Source organism: Spongiactinospora sp. TRM90649 (assembly GCF_029382225.1).
Lineage (GTDB): Bacteria > Actinomycetota > Actinomycetes > Streptosporangiales > Streptosporangiaceae > Spongiactinospora.
Window position 1 is genome coordinate 27,856 of the sequence record NZ_JARLTC010000051.1, and the last position, 20,899, is coordinate 48,754.

Here is a 20,899-nt window from a genome sequence, read left to right on the forward strand (position 1 = left end):
GAGGATCGATGGATTGGGTTTCCGACCCGAACATCTGGATCGGGTTCCTGACCCTGGTCAGCCTGGAGATCGTGCTGGGCATCGACAACATCATCTTCATCTCGATCCTGGCCGGGAAACTGCCTCCCGAACAGCGCGACCGGGCCAGGGTGCTCGGCCTGGCCGCCGCGCTGATCAGCCGCCTGGCACTGCTCTTCGCACTGTCGTGGGTGGTGGGCCTGACGGCCCCGCTCTTCGACGTGATGGGCCACGAGATCTCCGGCCGTGACCTGATCCTCATCTTGGGCGGGCTGTTCCTGCTCGCCAAGAGCACCTTCGAGATCGGCGACAGCCTGGAGGGCAAGTCCGGTCACGCCGGGGGCAAGGTGAGCGCGTCGTTCACCTCGGTGATCCTGCAGATCATGGTGCTCGACATCGTCTTCTCGCTCGACTCGGTGATCACCGCCGTCGGCATGGTGGACAACCTGGGCGTCATGGTGGCCGCGGTGGTCGTCTCGGTGATCGTGATGCTGGTGGCGTCCGGCCCGATCGCCCGCTTCGTGGACGCCCACCCCAGCATCAAGATGCTGGCCCTGGCGTTCCTGATCCTGATCGGCGTGGTGCTCGTCGCCGAGGGCTTCGAGCAGCACATCCAGAAGGGCTACATCTACTTCGCGATGGCCTTCTCGCTGTGCGTAGAGCTGCTCAACATCCGGGCGCGCACCAAGGCGGGCCGCCGCGAGCCGGTCCACCTGCACGAGCGGTATGCCGAGGCCGCCCCCGCCGGCGATGATGATCCAAAGGGCCGCGACGCCGCCTAGCATGGCGGGTGTGCGATACGACCCGTGGAATCCGGAATTCGTCGCCCATCCCTATGACGCCTACGCGGAGCTGCGCGCGACCGCTCCGGTGAGTCACTTCGAGCCGACCGGGCAGTGGCTCGTCGCCCGGCACGCCGACGTGTCCGCGCTGCTGCGCGACCGACGGCTGGGCCGTACCTACCTGCACGTCGGCGACCACGAGGACTTCGGCAGGCCGCCGGACCCCGAGCACCTCGACCCGTTCTGGCGGCTCATCAGGGCGGGCATGCTCGACCTCGAACCGCCCGTGCACACGCGGCTGCGCCGTCTGGTGTCCACGGCGTTCACCCCGCGCACGGCCGAGGGGATGCGCGGCCGGGTCCGGCGCATCGCCCGCGACCTGGCCGCCGGGTTCGCCGAACGCGGCGGCGGCGACCTGCTGGCCGAGGTCGCCGAGCCGCTGCCGGTCACGGTGATCGCCGACCTGCTCGGCGTCCCGGAGTCCGACCGCCGCCTGCTGCGGCCCTGGTCGGCGGACATCTGCGGGATGTTCGAGCTGAACCCCTCGGCGGAGGCGCAGCACGCCGCCGTCCGCGCGGCCGAAGAGTTCTCCGCCTACATGGCCGAACTGGCCCGCGACCGGCGCCGCCACCCCCGCGAGGACCTGATCACCGCCCTCACCCAGGTCGCCGACGACGGCGACCGCCTCACCGAGGACGAACTGGTCGGCACCTGCGTGCTGCTGCTCAACGCCGGGCACGAAGCCACCGTCAACATGACGGGAAACGGCTGGTGGGCGCTCTTCCGCAACCCCGGGGAACTCGATCGGCTGCGGGCCGACCGCTCCCTGCTCCCCACCGCGGTCGAGGAGCTGATGCGCTGGGACACCCCGGCGCAGATGTTCGAGCGCTGGGTCCTTGAGGACATCACCGTGGCGGGCGTGGACATCCCCAGGGGCGCCGAGGTCGCCCTGCTGTTCGGCTCGGCCAACCGCGACGAGGCCGTCTTCGCCGACCCCGACCGCCTCGACCTGGGCCGCGCGGACAACCCGCACGTCACCTTCGGCGCGGGCGTCCACTACTGCCTGGGCGCGCCGCTGGCGCGCATCGAGCTGGCCGAGTCCTTCGACGCGCTCCTCGACGCCGCGCCGAAGCTCGCCCCGTCGGAGACCCCCACCTGGAAGCCCGGCTACATCATGCGCGGCCTGTCCGCGCTGAAGGTCACCACCGGCTGAGGACGGCAGGGGCCCGCTAGGCGCGTTTGGCGATGGACGTGATGAGCGGCTGCAGGAGCCGCGCGGCGAGCGGGCCGAAGGCGGCCAGGATGAGCACGTAGGCGGCGGCCAGGGGGCCGAGGTCGGGATGGGCCCCCGCGCCGACCGCCAGGCCGGCGATGACGATGTTGAACTCGCCCCGGGGGATCATCGCGATGCCGGCGCGGGCCTGGCCCGCCTTGGCGATGCCCGCCCGGCGGGCCGCGTACGCACCGGTGAGCAGCTTGGTGATCATGCTGACCACGGCGAGGGCGGCGGCCAGACCGGCCACGGGCAGGATCGCGGCGGGGTCGGTCTGCAGGCCGAAGAAGACGAAGAAGACCGCGGCGAACAGGTCGCGGATCGGGCTGAGCAGCGCCCTGGCGTCCTCGGCCAGCTCGCCGGACAGCGCGATGCCGACCAGGAAGGCGCCGACCGCCGCCGAGACCTGGAGCTGCTGGGCGATGCCCGCCACGAGCAGGGCGAGGCCGACCACCTTGAGCAGCAGCACCTCGGAGTTCGGGCTGGCCACGAATGCCTCGATGAGGCGGCCGTAGCGGAGGGCGACCAGCAGCACGACGGTGACGGTGGCGAGCGCGATGGCGACCGTCACCGCGCCGCCGATCAGGCTCACCCCGGCCAGGATGGCGGTGAGGATCGGCAGGTAGAGGGCCATGGTGAGGTCTTCGAACACCAGCAGGGAGAGCACCACGGGGGTTTCCCTGTTACCGATCCAGCCGAGGTCGGACAGCACCTTGGCGGTGATGCCGGAGGAGGTGGCGTAGGTGACGCCGGCCATGGCGACCGCCGCCACCGGGCCCCAGCCGAGCAGCAGCGCCGCTATCGCGCCCGGGGCGGCGTTGAGCACCAGGTCCACGATGCCGCCCCTGGCGTTGCTGCGCAGGCTGCTGACGAGCTCGTCGGCGTTGTACTCCAGCCCCAGGGTGAGCAGCAGCAGGATGACGCCGAGTTCCGCGCCGACCGCGATGAACTCCTCGCTGGTGGCGAGGGGGAGGAAGCCGCCTTGGCCGAACGCCAGGCCGGCCAGGAGGTAGAGGGGGATGGGGGAGATCCCGGCTCGCAGCGCGAGGGCGCCGAGCACGCCGAGACCGAGGATGACACCGCCGAGTTCGAGGAAGAGTATCGCTGTGTGCACGGCCTACCCGTTGGCCAGTATGTCGGCGACGGCGGACGTGCTGTCCGGGCTGCCGACGACCACCACCACGTCGTCGGACTCCATGGTGAAGTCCGGGGTAGGGCTGGCGATCACCCGCCCGCCCCTGACGATGGCCACGATCGACGCTCCGGTGCGGGTGCGGACCCGCGCGTCTCCCATCGGCCGCCCGGCGTACGGCGAGCCGCCGAGGATCGGTAGCTGGAGGCTGACCAGCCCTTCGACCTGGCGGTGCAGGTCGTTGAGCCGCTGCACGATGCGGGGCGCTCCGAGCAGCTCGACCAGGGCGTCGGCCTCCTCGTCGTTGAGCTTGACCGTCTCGCACGCCTGGTCGGGGTCCGAGGTGTCGTAGATGATGAGGTCGCGGCGCCCGGTGCGGTGACTGACCACGCCGACTCTGCGCCCCGACCTGGTGGTGAACTCGTGTTTCAGCCCGATCCCTGGCAACGCGGTCTGCTCGATCTCCACCTGCCGGCCCTTCCATCCCGTCACGTTGCGTACCGCCGTTCACACTATCGCTACGAATTCAGCCGATGTCCTGGCATAGCCACCCAAAACCACCTAGACCGTTAGGGTCGATCAGCTCGGCCTCCTCTGAGGCCCTGGCCAGGGCTCGCAGGTACTCGCGTGGGGATGTGCGGGCCAGGTCGATGCCCGGGGGCCTGCCGTCGAACCCGAGGGCGCGCAGGGCCTCCCGCTGGGTGGTCAGCCGCGTCGCCGTGGCCGTGGCCGTGGGCGTCGCCGTCGCGCAGGAGTCGAGGGCGACGTGCGCGGTGATGTCGCAGGAGCCGTCGGGGACGGGCGCGACCACCGAGCCCTCGCGATATCCGCAGAGCGTGCCGCAGGGCGGGCGGTCGTCCACAGGGTGTGCATAGTCGATCGCGATCGCGCGCCCGCGCTCGATCCGGCCGAGCACCGACGCCCACGCCTCGTCCCTGGTCCTGCCGATCTCCGCGCGGCGTCCCGGCCGGAGCGGCCACCAGCGCGCCAGCCAGGCGAGGTCGTCCGGGCAGGGCGCCGGGCCCAGGCGCTCCTCGCCGGTGGCCGGATCGACCAGGACGGTGCGCGGGCCGTCGGGCGTGCCCTCCACGACGTCGAGCGGCACGTTGTCGAGCCACTCGTTGCAGATCACCAGCCCCACGACGCCCTCGGGGCAGGAGTCGCGCCAGCCGATCTCGGCGGGCAGTGCCAGGGGGCGCGCGGCCAGCTCCACGCCGGTCACGCGCAGGCGGGCGGCGAGCTCCGCGTGGGCCGGATCGCCCCGGACGAGCGAGAGCGTGCGCGCGGCCAGGGTGCCCTCCCCGGCGCCGACGTCGACGAGGTCGAGGCGAGGCGGACGGCCCAGCCGCGCGTCGAGGTCGGCGAGGATCCGCGCCACGGCCTCGGCGAACACCGGGGACGCGCTGACCGAGGTGCGGAAATGCCGGGAAGGGCGCTCGCGCAGGTAGAAACCGTCGCTGCCGTAAAGCGCCCGCTCCATTGCGTCACGCCAGGTGAGCCACACGTCAGGAGACGTTATATCCCCCGGAGGGCCATGGCATTCACGTGCGGGTCGCATGATCGCGACGTTTTGGTGACACGCTGAGTGATGCGTTTACTACACGCTGTCGTCGCTTTGCGCTAGCCTTGCTCTGTAAGTCGTGAGGCGATGGCCGTCCCGGCCCGGTCCCCCATCGGGCGCGGTCCGGCCGCCCGGCTACGACCATTCCGTCTGGCGAAGGCGCCACGCGAGACGGCAACGAAGGCTACGAGACAAAGGGGAGCCAGAGTGCTCAAGAAGGTGCTCATGCAGGTCGGTGTCGCCGCCGGCATCGCGGGTGTGGTGTTCATGGCTTCGCCCGCGCACGCCACCATCGACCACGGTGACAAGACCAGTGGCGACGCCAGCATCCTGGGCGGCAACCAGATCAAGGTGCCGATCACCGCGCCGATCAACGTCTGCGGCAACCAGGTCAACGTGATCGCGGTTCCGGTCCTCAACCCGACCTCGGGTGTCTGCACGGCCGGGGCCAAGGTCCGCAGCTGAGCGGTCCTTCCCACGTGAAGGGCGGCCGGTCAGTCGGCGGATGGCCGGCCGTAGCGACCTCTCACTGAGGTGACGCCAGGTCCCGCAGCCACGCTGCGGGCCACATGAAGGCCCGCGTTCCATGCGGGCCACCCGGATCCGGGCGCACGCCAACGGATCCACTCGGGCCAGCGTTGTCGCCGGTCCATCCAGGACCGGCGGTCATGTTGGTCCACCGCGGACCCGTCTGTCGCGGGTCCGGCCCGGGAGCGGCGTTCTCCGCCCTCCCGAAGCCAGAAGCCCGGAGCCGCGTCACCGCGGGTCCGGCCGCGCCCCGCCCGCACGGCAGGGTGCGCGCGGCCCGCCTCTCCGGCGGGCCGGATCCCGGACCACCGCACGCGTGTCGGTCCGGATCGCGGATCGCCCTCGACGGCCCGGATCGTGACCCGTCACCATGCGGGTTCATTTCGCGGACCGTTTCCGACGGTGATCCGCGCCACGGACGGCCGCGTTCGGCCAGGTCCGGTTTCACGGACCGTCTCCCATCGGAGGCGGATCCGACCGCGAGGCCCGCCCCAAACGGGCGGGCCCGCCTGCGGCCCGCCTGCCACGCGGGCCCGACAACGCATCGGTCCGCCGTCCAGGCGGGTCAAGGACGGGCGCCGGGTCCCATCAGGGGCTCGGCGCCCGTCTCTCTGCGATGAGTCGATCGTTAATCGCCTCCTCATCTGCGGGGCGCCCAACAGGAGGGCTTGTCCAACTTCGCCTGCCCTTTCCGATTTATCGGAATCCCCGGTTTCGGTAAAACCTGACTTGCGTGCCGCTCGAAGTCCATGAGGCTCCTTTCGTTACCCTTGGACACGGGCAGAGGCGTCCGGACTCGCAGGCGTCCGGCATGGTCAACAGGACGGGACGACATGGACGCAGGTGATCGCCCGGCACGACTGGCAGTCGGGGTTCTCGGCGCAGGGCGGGTCGGATCGGTACTCGGCGCGGCGCTGGCGGTGGCGGGTCACCGGGTGGTGGCCGCGAGCGGAGTGTCCGACGCCTCGCAACGGCGGGCGGCCGAACGCCTCGGCGTCATCCCGGCGGCACCCGAAGACGTGGTCCGCGCGGCCGAGCTGGTCCTGTTGACCGTCCCGGACGACGTGCTTCCCGGCCTGGTCAACGGGCTCGCGGCGACCGGCGCCGACCTGCACGGCAAGCTCATCGCGCACACCAGCGGCGCCTACGGTCTCAGCGTGCTCGAACCCGCCGCGCGGGCGGGCGCGCTGCCGCTCGCGCTGCACCCGGTGATGACGTTCACCGGCCGCGACGACGACCTGCGCCGCCTGGTCGGCTGCTCGTTCGGCGTCACCGCGCCGCCCACGCTGCGCCCGGTCGCCGAGGCGCTCGTCATCGAGATGGGCGGCGAGCCGGTGTGGATCGACGACGCCGACCGCGCGCTCTACCACGCGGCCCTCGCCGGAGCGGCGAACCACATGGTCACGCTCATCGCCGAGTCGCAGGAACTGCTCGGCAGGATCGGGGTGGAGCACCCCGGGCGGATGCTCGGCCCGCTGCTCGGCGCCGCGCTGGACAACGTGCTGCGGCTCGGCATCACCGGGCTGACCGGGCCGGTGGTGCGCGGCGACGCCGGTACCGTGCGCAAACACGTGGACGCCCTGATCCTGGCCGCCCCCGAGGCGGCCGACGCCTACATCGCGCTGGCCCGGCTGACCGCCGACCGCGCGCTGGCGGCGGGCCTGTTGAAACCCGAGGCCGCCGAGCGTCTGCTGGACGCTCTGGGAGGCAACATATGGACCTGACCTGAATCTGATGGGGACGTGACATGGACGTGATCGTCGCGGACGACCGCGCGGCGCTGGACGCGGCGCGGGGCGAACTGGGCGGCGGACGGCTGGCGCTGGTGCCGACAATGGGAGCGCTGCACGAAGGGCATCGGTCGCTGATCCGGCTCGCGCGGGAGCACGCCGATCATGTAGTGGTTAGCATTTTCGTAAATCCACTGCAATTTGCCCCAAACGAGGATTTTTCGCGTTATCCCCGTACATTTGACGCGGACCTCGACGCGTGCGCGGCCGAGGGCGTGAGCGTCGTGTTCGCCCCCGCCGCCGAGGACATGTACCTCCCCGACCGGCAGGTCACCATCTCGGCCGGGACCATGGGCGCCATCGTCGAAGGCGCGTTCCGCCCCGGCCACTTCGACGGGGTCCTCACCGTGGTGAACAAGCTGTTCAACCTGGTACGGCCCGACGTCGCCGCGTTCGGGCGCAAGGACGCCCAGCAGCTCGCTGTCATCCGCCGGATGGTCCTCGACCTCAACCTGCCGATCGAGATCCTGGGCGGGGAGACCGTCCGCGAGCCGGACGGGCTGGCGCTGTCCAGCCGCAACCGCTACCTGTCGGCCGGCGACCGTGTCGCCGCGCTGACGTTGTCCCGCGCGTTGCGGGAGGGGGCCGCGCGGCGGAACGCGGCGGACATCCGGCGGGCGGCGCTGGCCGTCCTGGAGGGCGCCGCGCACGCCGACCCGCCCCTGGCGCTCGACTACCTGGCCCTGGTCGACCCGCTGACCTTCGCCGAGGTCCCGGACGACCATGCGGGCCCGGCCGTCCTCGCGGTCGCCGCCAGAGTCGGCGACACCCGGCTGATCGACAACATCGACGACATCGTGGTCGGCACCGTGGTCGGCGCGGGGGGATCAGGGGTGGCGTAGTCGGCGGCGGAAAGTAGCCTGATGACCGGCGCACACGCCGAGGTGGCGGTGCGACCGAGCGAAGGGTGGAAGTAACGCATGCTCAGGACCATGCTCACGGCCAAGATCCACAGGGCCACGGTGACCCAGGCGGACCTGCACTATGTCGGCTCGCTGACCATCGACGAGGATCTGATGGACGCGGCCGGGCTGCTCCCCGGCGAGCAGGTGCACGTGGTGGACATCGACAACGGCGCCCGGCTGGTCACCTACGCCATCACGGGCCCGCGCGGCTCGGGCGTCATCGGCGTCAACGGCGCGGCGGCCCGGCTGGTCCAGGCGGGCGACCTGGTCATCATCATCGCCTACGGCCAGATGGAGGACGCCGAGGCGCGCGCTTTCCGGCCGTGCGTCGTCCACGTCGACCGGAGCAACCGGGTCATCGAACTGGCCGACGACCCGGCGGCGGCCCTGCCCGGCGGAGCGGAACACACCCTCCGCGGCGACCAACTCCACGCCACCGTCCCCGCCCTCTGACCCCAGCCCCCGCCTGCGACAGCAGGCAACACCACGCGACAGCGTGCAACACCAAGGCGGGACGGCCCGCTGCCCTCCCGCCCTCCCCCTCCGTCGGTCGCCTTTGCCGTGCCCCGGGTGGGAGACCCGGGAATGAAAGGCGGGCCGGGTGGGGTTATCGTCATGCTGACGAGATTCGCCACTTAACACCAAATTTGGCGAGATTTAACACGTGTCCAGCGGAAACGCGCTGGGCCGGGGAGAGGTGGCCCGTGAGCTTCCCAGCCATCCCGATGCGGCTGACCGCACCCGAACCCGGATGGACGGTCACCGCCGACGTGGTCGTCGTGGGGTCGGGCATCGCGGGCCTGAGCGTGGCCCTGGGGTACACGGAGCGGGATCCCGGCGCCTCCGTCCTGGTGGTCACCAAGGACGTCCTGTCGGCCGGTTCGACGCGCTGGGCGCAGGGCGGGATCGCCGCCGTGCTCGATCCAGCGGACACGGCGGAGGAGCATCTCGCCGACACGCTCACGGCGGGGGTCGGCCTGTGCGACGAGCCCGCCGTCCGTGCCCTGGTGACCGAGGGGCCGGGGGCGCTGCGGCGGTTGATGGAGCGGGGCGCGCGGTTCGACCGCGACGGGCAGGGGGAGTTGCGCCTCACCCGTGAGGGCGGGCACCGCCGGCGGCGGATCGTGCACGCGGGCGGTGACGCGACCGGCGCCGAGGTGCAGCGCGCCCTGGTCGCCGCGATCCGGGACGCGCGGATCGACGTCATCGAGCACGCGCTGGTCCTGGACCTGATGACGGACGCGGCCGGGCGGGCCTGCGGGATCACCCTGCACGTGATGGGCGAGGGGGCGCGCGACGGCGTCGGGGCCGTCAGGGCCAACGCGGTGGTGCTCGCCACCGGCGGCATGGGCCAGGTCTACGCGGCCACCACGAACCCGGCGGTCTCCACCGGTGACGGCGTGGCGCTCGCGCTGCGCGCCGGCGCCGTGGTCAGGGACATGGAGTTCGTGCAGTTCCACCCGACCGTGCTGTGGCTGGGGCAGGACTCCACGGGCCAGCAGCCGCTGGTCTCCGAGGCGGTCAGAGGCGAGGGCGCGTTCCTGGTGGACGCCGAGGGCACCAGGTTCATGCGCGACGTGCACGAGCTGGCCGACCTCGCCCCGCGCGACGTGGTGGCCAAGGCCATCATGCGGCGGATGCGGGAGACCGGGGCCGACCACGTCTACCTGGACGGACGTCACTTCGGTGACGAGAAGTGGCGCACCCGCTTCCCGACGATCCGCGCGGTCTGCCTGGAGCACGGGATCGACCCGGCGACCGACCTGGTCCCGGTGGCGCCCGCCGCGCACTACGCGAGCGGCGGCGTCCGCACCGATCTGTACGGCCGGACCAGCGTCCCGGGGCTGTACGCGTGCGGCGAGGTGGCCTGCACCGGCGTCCACGGCGCCAACCGGCTCGCGTCCAACTCGCTCCTGGAGGGCCTCGTGTTCGCCGAGCGCATCGCGGCCGACATCCACGGGCGCGTCGCGGGCGACGGCCACGCCAGACAGGCCCTTCCCGGCCCTCCTGAGCCCCGTGACGCCGTCGCGGGCGGTTTGGTGGACCCGAGGGCCCGGGCGAGGATCCAGGGCCACATGAGCCGCGGCGCGAGCGTGCTGCGCGGCCGTGACAGCCTCGCCGAGGTGGCACGCGCCCTGCTGGACGCCCGCTGGACCCCGGTGGCCGTGGAGCCGTGCACCGAGTCGTGGGAGGCCACCAACCTGCTTACGGTGGCGTCGGTGCTGGTCGCCGCCGCCGTCCAGCGGGCCGAGACCCGGGGCTCGCACTGGCGCGAGGACCATCCGGAACGCGACGACGCCCGGTGGTGGGGACATCTCGACGCCACACTGTCCGAGGAAGGGATCACCATGACCTACAGTGCCCGCACGAACCTGCCCCACCAGGTGGAGACCGGCCTGGCCGAGGCCGGGCTCGATCCGGCCGAGGTGGTCGCCCTCTACGACAAGGCGCTGTCGGAGGACCTGTCCGCCGTGGGCGACGTGACCAGCCTGGCGACCATCCCGGCCGACCAGCGCGCCACCGCCGACGTCGTGGCCCGCGCGGACGGCGTGGTGTGCGGCCTGGTGGTCGCCGACGGCCTGTTCACCTACGCGTCGGACGGCCGGCTGTCGGCCGAACAGCGCGTCAAGGACGGCGAGCGGGTGCGCCGCGGCGACGTCCTGATGACGGTGACCGGCCCGGCCCGCGACCTGCTCACCGCCGAGCGCACCGCGCTCAACATCCTCACCCACCTGTCCGGGATCGCGACCGTCACCGCCCGCTGGGTGACCGCGGTCGAGGGCACCGCCGCGCGGATCAGGGACAGCCGCAAGACGCTCCCCGGCCTGCGCTCGCTGGAGAAATACGCGGTCCGCAGCGGCGGCGGGGTCAATCATCGGATGTCGCTTTCGCAGGCGGCGTTGATCAAGGACAATCACGTGGTGGCCGCGGGCGGCGTGGCCGAGGCGTTCCGCGCGGTGCGCCGGGCCTACCCCGGTCTGCCGATCGAGGTCGAGGTCGATCGCATCGACCAGATCGAGCCGGTCCTCGCCGAGGGCGCCGAGGAGATCCTGCTCGACAACTTCACCGTCGAGGAGACCGCAGCCGCGGTGGCGTTGGTGAAGAGTCGGGCACGGTTGGAGGCGAGTGGCGGATTGACCTTGGAATCGGCCCGTGATGTAGCGGAGACTGGCGTGGATTACCTTTCGGTGGGGGCGCTTACCCATTCGGCGCCCGCGCTCGACATCGCATTGGATCTGCGGGGGGCTTGATGCTGCTCACGATCGACGTCGGCAACAGTCACACGGTCCTCGGCCTGTTCGAGGGCGATGACGTCATCGAGCACTGGCGGATCGCCACGGACGCCCGCCGTACCGCCGACGAGATCGCCGTGGTCCTGCAGGGGCTGCTCGGGCAGTCGCCGCTGCTCACCAACGCCGACATCAGCGGGATCGCGATCTGTTCCACGGTGCCCTCGGTGCTGAACGAGATGCGCGAGATGTGCCGCCGCTACTACGGCGACGTCACCAACGTCGTCGTGGAGCCGGGAGTGCGCACCGGCGTGCCGGTCCGCATGGACAACCCGAAGGAGGTCGGCAGCGACCGCATCGTGAACGCGCTTGCCGCCATCACCCTGTACGGCGGGCCGTGCGTGATCGTCGACTTCGGCACCGCGACCTCCTTCGACGCCGTCTCGGCGAAGGGCGAGTACATCGGCGCGGTGACCGCCCCCGGGATCGAGATCTCGGTCGACGCCCTGGCCGCCGCGGGGGCTCAGTTGCACAAGGTGGAGCTGGTCCGCCCGCGCTCGGTGATCGCCAAGAACACGGTCGAGGCGCTGCAGTCCGGCATCATCTACGGTTTCGCCGGGCAGGTGGACGGCATCGTGGAGCGGATGGCCGCCGAGCTGGCCGACGATCCCGACGACGTCACGGTGGTCGCGACCGGCGGACACGCCCAGCTCGTGGCGGGGGAGGCGCGTTCGGTGGACGTGCACGAGCCGTGGCTGACGCTGATCGGGCTGCGGCTCATCTACCAGCGCAACGCCTCGTAGCGGGGGCGGCGGGCCGTACGATCTCGGTAATCTTTGTCTGTGACCGATGACGTGACCCCGACCCCGGACCTCCCCGAGCAGATGCGCGTCCGCAGGGAGAAGCTCGACCGCCTGCGCAGCCAGGGCGTCGATCCCTACCCGGTGAACTTCCCGCGCACCATCACCAACGCCGAGCTTCGGGAGAAATACCAGGGGCTGGAAGCCGACGTCGCGACCGGCGACCGGGTGGCCGTCGCGGGGCGCGTCATGCTCAGCCGGGTCGGCGGGAAGCTCTGCTTCGCCACCCTGCGCGACGGCGGCGGCGACCTCCAGGTCATGATCTCGCTCGACAAGGTCGGCGAGGAGTCCCTGGCGGCCTGGAAGCGCGACGTCGACCTCGGCGACCACGTGGGCGTGGAGGGCGAGGTGATCACCTCGCGGCGCGGCGAGCTGTCCGTGCTGGCCGAGAGCTGGCAGATCACCTCCAAGTGCCTGCGCCCGCTGCCCGAGAAGCACCTCGGGCTCACCGACCCCGAGTCGCGGGTACGGCAGCGCTACGTCGACCTGATCGTCAACGACGAGGCCCGCCGGATGGCGCGCCTGCGCAGCGACACGGTGCGCGCCGTCCGCGAGTTCTGGCACGACGAGGGCTACCTAGAGGTCGAGACGCCGATGCTGCAGCCGATCCACGGCGGCGCGACGGCCCGGCCGTTCGTCACGCACATCAACGCCTACGACATGGACCTCTACCTGCGCATCGCGATCGAGCTGTATCTGAAGCGGCTGGTCGTGGGAGGCATCGAGAAGGTCTTCGAGATCAACCGGAACTTCCGCAACGAGGGCGCCGACGCCACGCACAACCCCGAGTTCACCATGCTCGAGGCGTACGGCACCTACCTCGACTACAACGACATGGCCGACCTCACCCAGCGCATGTACCAGCGGGCGGTCGTGGCGGCGCTGGGCACCTCGGTCGTGACGCACAGCGGGCACGAGATCGACCTCGGCGGCGAGCGCTGGCCGCGGATCACCCTGTACGGCGCGGTGAGCGAGGCGCTGGGCGAGGAGGTCGTCCCGGAGACGCCGCTCGACCAGGTGCGCAAGCACGCCGACCGCCGGGAGATCCACTGGGACGCCAAGTGGGGGCAGGGCAAGCTGGTCCAGGAGATCTTCGAAGAGCTGGTCGAGCACACGCTCGTGCAGCCCACCTTCGTCATGGACTACCCGCTGGAGACCTCCCCACTGACCCGCCAGCACCGCGAGAACCCGTTGCTGACCGAGAAGTGGGACCTCATCGGGTTCGGCACGGAGCTGGGCACCGCCTACTCCGAGCTGATCGACCCGGTCGAGCAGCGGCGCCGGCTCGTGGAGCAGTCGCTGCTGGCGGCCGGCGGCGACCCCGAGGCGATGCAGCTTGACGAAGACTTCTTGATCTCGCTGGAATATGCAATGCCGCCGACCGGTGGGGTCGGGGTGGGCATCGACCGCATGATCATGGCGTTCACCGGCAGGAACATCCGGGAGACCATCCTGTTCCCGCTGGTCAAGCCCACATCGTAAGCCTGCTGCCGCGGCGGTTCTTCAGGCCCATTTGCTGGGCGGGAAGAACCGCCGCAGTGCTTCGGCGAACAGTTCGGGCGGCGTGGACGACGGGTCCAGCCGCCTTTGCAGTAGCAGCCCTTCCAGCAGGGCGATGATGAGCGCCGCGTCCTCGTCGGCGCGCTGGACCGGCACCGACCGCCGTCCCGCCATGAACCGGCCGACCGTCGCGCGCCCGGCCGAGCGGCGTTGGGCAAGACGCGTCATGAGCTCAGGTCGTGTCATTGCGTGACGGCGAAACTCCGATTCGAGTGCCCATCTTCCAGAGTCGTTGTCCGCGAGCGTGGCCAGATAGTCACCCAATGCGCTGAAGCTCGGGTCTCCGGTGCATTGACGGATGATTTCCTCGATGTCGCGAAGATGACCTGCAGCGTGAAGGTCGAACAACGTGAGGAAAAGTTCATCCTTTCCGGAAAAATGTGAGTAGAGCGCACCGATCGTGTAACCGGCCTGGGCTGCGATCTCGTCTACCGAAGCCCCGGCATAGCCGTGCTCTGCGAAGACCTGCGCGGCGGCGGCCAGGAGCAGCTCACGGGTGCGAGCCTTGGCCGCTGATCGGGTCAACCGTAAAGGCGGAGCCATATCGTGAGTACTCCACATAGCGAGCGCTATGTCAATAGCGTGGGCTACGCATATGGGCGCCGTGGCTTGACGACCTTTCTCAATGCCGTTTACCGTTCACGACGACGACGAGAGACAGACCACACTCACGCCGGGCATCGTCGAGTTCCGTGGTTGGCTGAAGGGGGCTCCGATGGCTTATCCAAGAGTGGATTTCCTTCACGACGACGACACTACGGAGGTGCATGGGATCGGACTCAGTGACGACGACCTCCTGCTGCTCGCCGAGCTCGCCAAGGGCGTCACGGTCGACCGGGTCGGCCGCCGCCTCGATGTGAGCGGCCGAACGGTGCGGCGCCGTCTGCGCGGCATCTGCGACCGTATCGGAGTGGCCACCGCCATTGAGGCGGTCGCCTGGGCGGCCCGCCGTCAGCTCATCTGAGCGGTTCGTCTGAGCAGGCATCTGACCTGGCGGAAGCCGCGCCGGCACCGCACACCGGCACCGCACACCGGCACTCCGCCAGTTCGGCCGACCGGGTGACCGCACCGCCCACCGGCCCAGACCCTAGGTCACTCCCGGCGCACACCCTCACCCGCGCCCCCTGGCCGGCCGCGGGTCACCGGGCTGCCCGACACCCGGGTTCCGCGAGGAGTATGTCAGTCGGCGATGCGCACGGCTCCGGCGAACGGCCGGTTGCCGATCGGCGCGATGTGGACGACGTCTCCCGTCTGGGGGGCGTGGACCATCATCCCGCCACCGATGTAGATGCCCACGTGATGCAGGTCTCGGTAGAAGAAGACCAGGTCGCCGGGGCGCATCTCCTCGCGGGATATGTGGGTGCCGGCCGTCCACTGGTCGCCGGTGTAGTGCGGCAGGCTGATGCCGACCTTCTGGTAGGCCCACATGACCAGGCCGGAGCAGTCGAAGCCGCGCGGGCCCTCGGCGCCCCAGATGTACGGCTTGAGCTGCTGGGTGAGCGCGTAGCGGGTCGCCTGCGCGGCCTTGCCCGAGCCGACGATCGGCACGTCGATCCGGACACGGCGACCGGCTGAGGCGCCCGAACGGCGCATGGCCTCGCGGAACAGGTCGCTCTCCGTGCGCTCGACCAGCTTGCTGATCTTGTCGCGCTTGGCGCCGATCTCCGCCACCAGCCTGGTGACCTCGGTGCTGCGGGCCTTGGCGCTCGCCCTGGCCCGCTCGGCCGTCCGCATGGCACGGGTGACCTGCGCGACCTCCTCGCCCTGGCGCTGCTCAAGGGCGTAGGTGGTGGCGGCGCGGTCGAGGTAGGCGTCGGGGTCGGGCGAGCCGGTGAAGGCCAGCGCGGAGCCCAGGCCGCCGGTCATGTAGGCGTTCTGGGCGAGCAGGCCGGCCTTGTGACGCTTGGCCGCGAGGTCGGACTCGCTGGTGGACAGCGTCTTCTGGGCGAGGTCGGCGGCGCGCTTGGCCTGGGTGAGGCGCACCCGCTCGCCGTTGTACTGCTCGGCCAGCGTGCCGATCTGCTCGTGCAGCTTCTCGACCTGGGAGGACAGCTCCTTGAGCGAGGGCTTGGGGTCGGCGGTCGCCGACATTAGCGGGGTGGCGACGCTGAGGGCCAGGAACGCGGCGCCGATGACGGCGAGACGTGCGACCGGGCCGCCCGTGTGCTTGCCCACACGGCCGCGCGAGCGCGTCACCAACCAGACTCCTCTCATCGACGCCTACCGGGTTAGCTGACGGGTTCGGGCCGGAGCAGCCCTACCGGGCGGATGGCCCGGATTCACCCCGGATACGCGGTGGGTCCCCGGTTCCCACGAGGGATTCGGCGGTCAGCGGACGGCTGACATCGAGGCTGGACATTAGTGCACACCGGGTTCACGCTCAACCAGAACTACAAATTCTGTTGAGCTTTCACAACCGATGGATCACGGCGGGATCACGGCGAACCATGATCACATTTGCGTCAATGTCCGAATCTGTGGGAGTTTGGGCAGCTCCGTGGCGTCAGCGGGCCTGCGGGGTGCCGTGGCGAATCATGTCAAACAAGTCTGAATCCAATCGTGATCGACATGTCACTCATAGTCAGTCGTTACGATCGGGTCCTGAGTTACGGGGGAGCCGTAAATGGAAGGGGGGAGCACGTACGCTGGACCTTCATGGAGCAGGTGACAGAAGATCCAGGAGGATCGCTCGCGCGCGGTGAGGGCCGCGCCGAGGTGGTCGTACGGCGAGCCAGGACGCCTGACGTCCGGGCGATACGCCGCCTGGTGGACATCTACTCCGGCGCCGGCCTGCGTCTGCTGAAGAAGGCCACGGTGACCCTGTACGAAGACGTGCAGGAGTTCTGGGTGGCCGAGCTCGACGGCAAGGTCGTCGGGTGCGGAGCGCTGCACGTGCTGTGGGAGGACCTGGCCGAGATCCGCACCGTCGCGGTGGACCCGGACTACCTCGGATACGGCATCGGTCACCGGATAGTCGCCGCGCTCCTCGCCACCGCGGGAGACCTCGGCCTCGGCCGCGTCTTTTGCCTGACCTTCGAAGTGGACTTCTTCGCCAGACACGGATTTCGTGCCATCAAGGGCACGCCCGTGGCCCCCGAGGTCTACGCCGAACTGCTGGCCTCCTACGACGAAGGCGTCGCGGAGTTCCTCGATCTTGAACATGTCAAGCCCAACACTCTGGGCAACACGCGAATGCTCCTGCACCTAGAGGCGGATCCGAGGGGCTAGGCGTGGCGGGAAAGGTGACTGTTGATCCCTATATCGATACGTTGTGCAGCAGCCAGAGCATGTGTGCGTGACGTACGCCGCATGCCCACTCGAAGCGAGGTGAATCGGTGAGCACGGGACAGCCGCCATACCCACAGGACGACCCCGAGCGTAACCAGGCGGCGCGATCCGACTACGGACAGAGCCTCGGCTCGCCGTCCGATCCCGACGCGACCATGGTGAGCTACCGGACGGACCCCGGCTCCAACCCGGCCCAGCCGTACGGTCAGCAGCAGTACGGTCAGCAGCAGGGCTACGGCCAGCAGCAGCAGTACGGTCAGCCCCAGCAGCAGGGCTACGGCCAGCAGGCCGGTTACGACCAGGGCCACGGCCAGCAGTACGGCCAGCAGCAACCGGGCTACGGCCAGCAGCAGGGCTATGGCCAGGAGCAGCAGCAGTACGGCTACGGCCAGGAACAGCAGTACGGGCAGCCCCAGCAACAGCAGCAGGGTTACGGCCAGCAGCAGGGTTACGGCCAGGAGCAGCAGCAGTACGGCTACGGCCAAGAGCAGCAGTACGGGCAGCAGCAGAGCTACGGTCAGCAGCAGGGCTATGGCCAGGAGCAGCAGTACGGTCAGCCCCAGCAGCAGGGCTACGGCCAGCAGGCCGGTTACGACCAGGGCCACGGCCAGCAGTACGGCCAGCAGCAACAGGGCTACGGTCAGCAGCAGCCTCAGTACCAGGAACAGCAGTACGGGCAGCAGCAACAACAGGCCTATGGTCAGCAGCAGGGTTACGGCCAGCAGCAGCAGTACGGGCAGCCCCAGCAGCAGCAGGGCTACGGCCAGCAGGCCTACGGCTCGCCCGGCTACGCCTACACCCCCGGTCAGTCGCCCTCCGGCGCCCCCGCCCCGCTTGCCGAGTGGTGGCAGCGGCTGGTGGCGCGGATCATCGACGGTGCGATCTTCGGTGTGGTCGTGGCGCTGCTGACCATGATCACCGCATTCATCTTCCCGCCGTACGACCTCGTGACGGGCACGGGCGGCGGCGGCGCCGTCACGGCCGCGATCATCGTCGCGGTCGTGGGCGCGATCCTGTTCGTCGCCTACGAGACGATCATGCTCCGGATGAACGGCCAGACCGTCGGCAAGATCGCGATGGGCATCCGCGTCGTCCCCGTGGGCGGCAGCATGGCCCCCGGCGGTCTCGACACGATGACCGCGGCCAAGCGGGCGGGCGTGCTTTGGGGCCCTTATGTGCTGAACGGCCTCCCTGTGCCGTTCCTCAGCTTCCTGGTGGGCGCCGGCGTGCTGGTGAACGTGCTGTGGCAGTTCTTCGACAAGCCGCTCCAGCAGACCCTGCACGACAAGGTCGCCTCGACCGTCGTGGTGAAGACCCGGTAGCGCGACGTTCCGGCCGGTCACGACCGGCGGGAACCCCTATAGGGCCGGTGGATCGACCACCGGCCCTATTTCATGTCTGGATGTAGTGGACTCGAACCGCGAAATTCGGGCAGAAACGTGTCAGGGCCCGTCGTCGTGCGGCGTGCGCGCGTGCGGCCTTCGCGAACAAGCCGATCCGGATTGGGATCGCGGACAGGTGACCATATGCGTGGCGGCAGGGGGCCGTGCGAGTGAGCGCGGACAGAAGCGCGGACAGAAGCGCGGACAACGGGACGGACATGACGACAAGGGCGTCCGTGGCCGACTCCGCCCTCGACGCTTCCGCCGCTTCGACGGGTTCCTCTGCTTCCACCGCTTCCCCCGAACATGATCCAAAGGTGGTTCCCGCCGAATGGTGGGAGCGGATGGCGGCCCGCATCATCGACGCCGTCCCGTTCGTCGTGCTCTATTACATTCTCTTCACGGTGTTCTGGGCGCTCTTCGGCCCCGCGCACCCGATGTCGCCGGCCGTCGAAGGCGCCGCCGCGCATAGCCCGCTTCCCCGCTTGATCGCGTGGCTGATCGTCGGGACCGCGTTTGCGCTCTATGACGTTGTCCTGCATTCCCGCTACGGGCGCACTCTGGGCAAGCACGTGTTGCGCATCCGCCTGATCCCGGCTGATGGGGGCGTTCTGACAACGGCTTCCGTGGTGAAACGCGCCGCGATGCTGCCCTGGCCGATGGCCGTGATGGGCATTGCCGTGCTCAATCTGCTCGCCGGGATGTTCCTCTTCGCGGTGGGACTGTTCATCCTGGTCGACAAGCCCCGTCAGCAGGGCCTGCACGACAAGGTCGCCCGAACGATGGTGGCCAGAAGCCCGCGCTGAGCGGGGTTTCCGGCGATCTGGTGATCATCTCGGCGGGAAGACCTGACTTTTCACAGGGTTTTTACAGACTCCATCCGGTAAGCGGGCTGGAGAGACAGCCATTAAGCTGTCGTTCGAAGCTGGACGGGGTTGTCGGCCCCGCGGCGCACGCCGGAGCTCGATCACGCTATGGTCATGCTCGGGCGCCGTCTTGGGGCCCCCGGCCCGCCGGTCGCGAGGCGACCCCGACACGCCTGAGAGAAAAGCGGGTGTGCCGAATCAGACGAGACCCCCGTGGTGAGGACGAATGATGGATGTATTGTCCGCCTTGTTGCCCCCGGCCGTCGTGGGCGGGGCCTTCATCTACGGCGTCGTGAAGCTGGTGCGTTCCGAAGCGGCAGCAAGGCGCGCAAACCAGCGCGATCAGGTCCGCAAGCCTAACTGATCCTCTCACGCCTGGCCTCTGCGGGAAACCCTCTATCGCGTCGAATTGTGTCCGCGATCGGACGGGTATATGTTTGGCATCGAATGAAACAATGCCCCAGCGAAAGGAAAGCCTAGATGGCCAAGCAGATCCAGGAGATTCTCATCGACGACCTCGACGGGGGGGAGGCCAATGAGACGGTCGCCTTCGCGATTGACGGCACGTCGTATGAGATTGACCTCAGCGACCTGAACGCCAAGAAGCTGAGGGACGCTCTGTCGCCTTTCGTGCAGAGTGCGCGCCGGCCCACCGCGGTCGCCGGTCGCCGCCGGGGCGGTAGGGGCAGCCAGCGCGCGATGACGCGCGAGAAGAGCTCGGAGATCCGGGCCTGGGCGAAGGCGCACGGCCTGCCGGTGAGCGAGCGTGGCCGTATCGCCTCGTCAGTGGTGGAGCAGTACGAGGCTGCTCACTAGAGATCGAATTGCCACGGCGAGTGTTCGCCGTCGGCGGACGGATCCGATCTCAGTCGGAGCGTGCGCTTATGACGGTCGCCTAAGGACCCCGGCGGCCGCCATAAGCGCATGATCATCGAAGTCGCCCGAAACGGTCGTTCGCTTGCGGCGTATCGGGAACACGTCACCCCTGCCTAGTAGTTGGATAGAGGGTGAACGCCCTGCTCTCGGGGAACGTCTTCCCTAGGGCACCTCTTCGGCAACAGGGCGAGGTTCGCCGAGCCAGGGCTACCATGCGGGATGACGCGCCCGGATATCCCGGGCACGCCTGACCGCTCTGTGAGGAGCGACGAGATGTTCGAGAGGTTCACCGACCGCGCGAGGCGGGTTGTCGTGCTGGCCCAAGAAGAGGCCAGGATGCTCAACCACAACTACATCGGCACTGAGCACATTCTTCTTGGCTTGATCCATGAGGGCGAGGGTGTTGCCGCCAAGGCTCTTGAGAGCCTGGGCATCAGCCTTGAAGGTGTGCGCCAGCAGGTCGAGGAGATCATCGGCCAGGGCCAGTCGGCGCCGTCGGGGCACATTCCGTTCACCCCGCGCGCCAAGAAGGTCCTTGAGCTGTCGCTCCGCGAGGCTTTGCAGCTGGGCCACAACTACATCGGCACCGAGCACATCCTGCTCGGGCTGATCCGCGAGGGCGAGGGTGTCGCCGCGCAGGTGCTGGTCAAGCTGGGTGCCGACCTCAACAGAGTGCGACAGCAGGTCATCCAGCTGTTGCACGGTTACCAGGGCAAGGAGCCGGCCGCCGCGGGCGGCCCGCAGGAGGCCGCACCCTCGACCTCTCTTGTCCTCGATCAGTTCGGGCGCAACCTGACCCAGGCGGCCAGGGAGGGCAAGCTCGACCCGGTCATCGGCCGGGAGAAGGA

Annotated in this window: 20 protein-coding genes and 1 riboswitch; of the genes, 15 read left to right on the forward strand and 5 right to left on the reverse strand. The window is 69.5% G+C overall.

Annotation, left to right across the window (positions count from 1 at the left end; all coding sequences use genetic code 11):
* Positions 1–8: 8 nt before the first annotated feature.
* Together P3X83_RS40570 and P3X83_RS40575 are read left to right on the forward strand one after the other, a co-directional pair.
* Positions 9–800, forward strand: coding sequence for a TerC family protein (locus tag P3X83_RS40570; protein WP_277310746.1), 792 nt, complete (start codon positions 9–11; stop codon positions 798–800).
* 10 nt (positions 801–810) lie between these two features.
* The gene (locus P3X83_RS40575; RefSeq protein ID WP_277310747.1) at positions 811–2,013 is read left to right on the forward strand and encodes a cytochrome P450; all 1,203 of its coding nucleotides are present in this window, start codon (positions 811–813) and stop codon (positions 2,011–2,013) included.
* A 16-nt stretch (positions 2,014–2,029) separates the two neighbouring features.
* On the opposite strand, the gene P3X83_RS40580 is transcribed toward P3X83_RS40575, so the two are convergent.
* Genes P3X83_RS40580 through P3X83_RS40590 form a run of 3 tightly spaced genes read right to left on the reverse strand, consistent with a single transcriptional unit; the run spans position 2,030 to position 4,685 of the window.
* Entirely contained in the window at positions 2,030–3,187 is a 1,158-nt protein-coding gene (locus P3X83_RS40580) for a cation:proton antiporter (RefSeq protein ID WP_277310748.1), read from the reverse strand.
* 3 nt (positions 3,188–3,190) lie between these two features.
* Positions 3,191–3,697, reverse strand: a complete 507-nt coding sequence (locus tag P3X83_RS40585) for a cation:proton antiporter regulatory subunit (protein ID WP_346742790.1) — start codon at positions 3,695–3,697, stop codon at positions 3,191–3,193.
* A gap of 34 nt (positions 3,698–3,731) precedes the next feature.
* Complete coding sequence (locus P3X83_RS40590; RefSeq protein WP_277310749.1) at positions 3,732–4,685, reverse strand: SAM-dependent methyltransferase; 954 nt, start codon at positions 4,683–4,685, stop codon at positions 3,732–3,734.
* 288 nt (positions 4,686–4,973) lie between these two features.
* Between P3X83_RS40590 and P3X83_RS40595 the strand changes: the two genes are divergently transcribed.
* The 7 genes from P3X83_RS40595 to lysX all read left to right on the forward strand — a co-directional run bounded on the left by P3X83_RS40595 (position 4,974) and on the right by lysX (position 13,561).
* On the forward strand, positions 4,974–5,231 hold the full coding sequence (locus P3X83_RS40595; protein WP_277310750.1) for a chaplin: 258 nt from the start codon (positions 4,974–4,976) through the stop codon (positions 5,229–5,231).
* Between the two features lie 896 nt (positions 5,232–6,127).
* Entirely contained in the window at positions 6,128–7,018 is an 891-nt protein-coding gene (locus P3X83_RS40600) for a DUF2520 domain-containing protein (RefSeq protein WP_277310751.1), read from the forward strand.
* A gap of 23 nt (positions 7,019–7,041) precedes the next feature.
* The gene (gene panC / locus P3X83_RS40605) at positions 7,042–7,926 is read left to right on the forward strand and encodes a pantoate--beta-alanine ligase (protein ID WP_277310752.1); all 885 of its coding nucleotides are present in this window, start codon (positions 7,042–7,044) and stop codon (positions 7,924–7,926) included.
* Positions 7,927–8,004: 78 nt separating this feature from the next.
* Complete coding sequence (panD, locus tag P3X83_RS40610; RefSeq protein ID WP_277310753.1) at positions 8,005–8,442, forward strand: aspartate 1-decarboxylase; 438 nt, start codon at positions 8,005–8,007, stop codon at positions 8,440–8,442.
* 272 nt (positions 8,443–8,714) lie between these two features.
* The gene (locus P3X83_RS40615; RefSeq protein ID WP_277310765.1) at positions 8,715–11,240 is read left to right on the forward strand and encodes an L-aspartate oxidase; all 2,526 of its coding nucleotides are present in this window, start codon (positions 8,715–8,717) and stop codon (positions 11,238–11,240) included.
* On the forward strand, positions 11,240–12,022 hold the full coding sequence (locus tag P3X83_RS40620) for a type III pantothenate kinase (protein ID WP_277310754.1): 783 nt from the start codon (positions 11,240–11,242) through the stop codon (positions 12,020–12,022). Before P3X83_RS40615 ends, P3X83_RS40620 begins: the two co-directional genes overlap by 1 nt.
* Before the next feature lie 39 nt (positions 12,023–12,061).
* Positions 12,062–13,561 carry a bifunctional lysylphosphatidylglycerol synthetase/lysine--tRNA ligase LysX gene (gene lysX, locus P3X83_RS40625; protein ID WP_277310755.1) on the forward strand — a complete coding sequence of 500 codons (1,500 nt, stop codon included), beginning with the start codon at positions 12,062–12,064 and terminating at the stop codon, positions 13,559–13,561.
* Between the two features lie 21 nt (positions 13,562–13,582).
* Here lysX and P3X83_RS40630 read toward each other — a convergent pair whose 3' ends face one another.
* Positions 13,583–14,164 (reverse strand): TetR/AcrR family transcriptional regulator, encoded by a 582-nt coding sequence (locus tag P3X83_RS40630; protein WP_277310756.1) that lies wholly within the window; start codon positions 14,162–14,164, stop codon positions 13,583–13,585.
* Between the two features lie 100 nt (positions 14,165–14,264).
* Here P3X83_RS40630 and P3X83_RS40635 point away from each other — a divergent pair, with 100 nt between their 5' ends.
* Positions 14,265–14,603, forward strand: a complete 339-nt coding sequence (locus P3X83_RS40635; protein WP_346742791.1) for a LuxR family transcriptional regulator — start codon at positions 14,265–14,267, stop codon at positions 14,601–14,603.
* A gap of 215 nt (positions 14,604–14,818) precedes the next feature.
* Here P3X83_RS40635 and P3X83_RS40640 read toward each other — a convergent pair whose 3' ends face one another.
* A complete protein-coding gene (locus P3X83_RS40640; protein WP_277310757.1) occupies positions 14,819–15,835 on the reverse strand; it encodes an NlpC/P60 family protein in 1,017 nt (338 codons plus the stop codon).
* A 6-nt stretch (positions 15,836–15,841) separates the two neighbouring features.
* Positions 15,842–15,976: riboswitch (cyclic di-AMP (ydaO/yuaA leader) on the reverse strand.
* A 318-nt stretch (positions 15,977–16,294) separates the two neighbouring features.
* On the opposite strand from P3X83_RS40640, the gene P3X83_RS40645 reads away from it, so the two are divergent.
* From P3X83_RS40645 to P3X83_RS40665, 5 genes are all read left to right on the forward strand, one after another.
* The gene (locus P3X83_RS40645) at positions 16,295–16,867 is read left to right on the forward strand and encodes an amino-acid N-acetyltransferase (protein ID WP_277310758.1); all 573 of its coding nucleotides are present in this window, start codon (positions 16,295–16,297) and stop codon (positions 16,865–16,867) included.
* Positions 16,868–16,974: 107 nt separating this feature from the next.
* Positions 16,975–18,249, forward strand: coding sequence for an RDD family protein (locus P3X83_RS40650; protein ID WP_277310759.1), 1,275 nt, complete (start codon positions 16,975–16,977; stop codon positions 18,247–18,249).
* Positions 18,250–18,545: 296 nt separating this feature from the next.
* Positions 18,546–19,115, forward strand: coding sequence for an RDD family protein (locus P3X83_RS40655; RefSeq protein WP_277310760.1), 570 nt, complete (start codon positions 18,546–18,548; stop codon positions 19,113–19,115).
* 540 nt (positions 19,116–19,655) lie between these two features.
* The gene (locus P3X83_RS40660) at positions 19,656–19,991 is read left to right on the forward strand and encodes an Lsr2 family protein (protein ID WP_277310761.1); all 336 of its coding nucleotides are present in this window, start codon (positions 19,656–19,658) and stop codon (positions 19,989–19,991) included.
* Positions 19,992–20,324: 333 nt separating this feature from the next.
* Positions 20,325–20,899 (forward strand): Clp protease N-terminal domain-containing protein (locus tag P3X83_RS40665; RefSeq protein WP_277310762.1); only part of this gene is annotated, 575 nt, incomplete at its 3' end.

Bases quoted from the DNA above. Each gene is read 5' to 3' on its own strand.
- panD (WP_277310753.1), top strand. From the start codon at position 8,005: ATGCTCAGGACCATGCTCACGGCCAAGATCCACAGGGCCACGGTGACC.
- P3X83_RS40660 (WP_277310761.1), top strand. From the start codon at position 19,656: ATGGCCAAGCAGATCCAGGAGATTCTCATCGACGACCTCGACGGGGGG.
- panC (WP_277310752.1), top strand. From the start codon at position 7,042: ATGGACGTGATCGTCGCGGACGACCGCGCGGCGCTGGACGCGGCGCGG.
- P3X83_RS40570 (WP_277310746.1), top strand. From the start codon at position 9: ATGGATTGGGTTTCCGACCCGAACATCTGGATCGGGTTCCTGACCCTG.
- P3X83_RS40620 (WP_277310754.1), top strand. From the start codon at position 11,240: ATGCTGCTCACGATCGACGTCGGCAACAGTCACACGGTCCTCGGCCTG.
- P3X83_RS40590 (WP_277310749.1), bottom strand. From the start codon at position 4,685: ATGGAGCGGGCGCTTTACGGCAGCGACGGTTTCTACCTGCGCGAGCGC.
- P3X83_RS40600 (WP_277310751.1), top strand. From the start codon at position 6,128: ATGGACGCAGGTGATCGCCCGGCACGACTGGCAGTCGGGGTTCTCGGC.
- P3X83_RS40635 (WP_346742791.1), top strand. From the start codon at position 14,265: ATGCCGTTTACCGTTCACGACGACGACGAGAGACAGACCACACTCACG.
- P3X83_RS40645 (WP_277310758.1), top strand. From the start codon at position 16,295: ATGGAGCAGGTGACAGAAGATCCAGGAGGATCGCTCGCGCGCGGTGAG.
- P3X83_RS40615 (WP_277310765.1), top strand. From the start codon at position 8,715: ATGCGGCTGACCGCACCCGAACCCGGATGGACGGTCACCGCCGACGTG.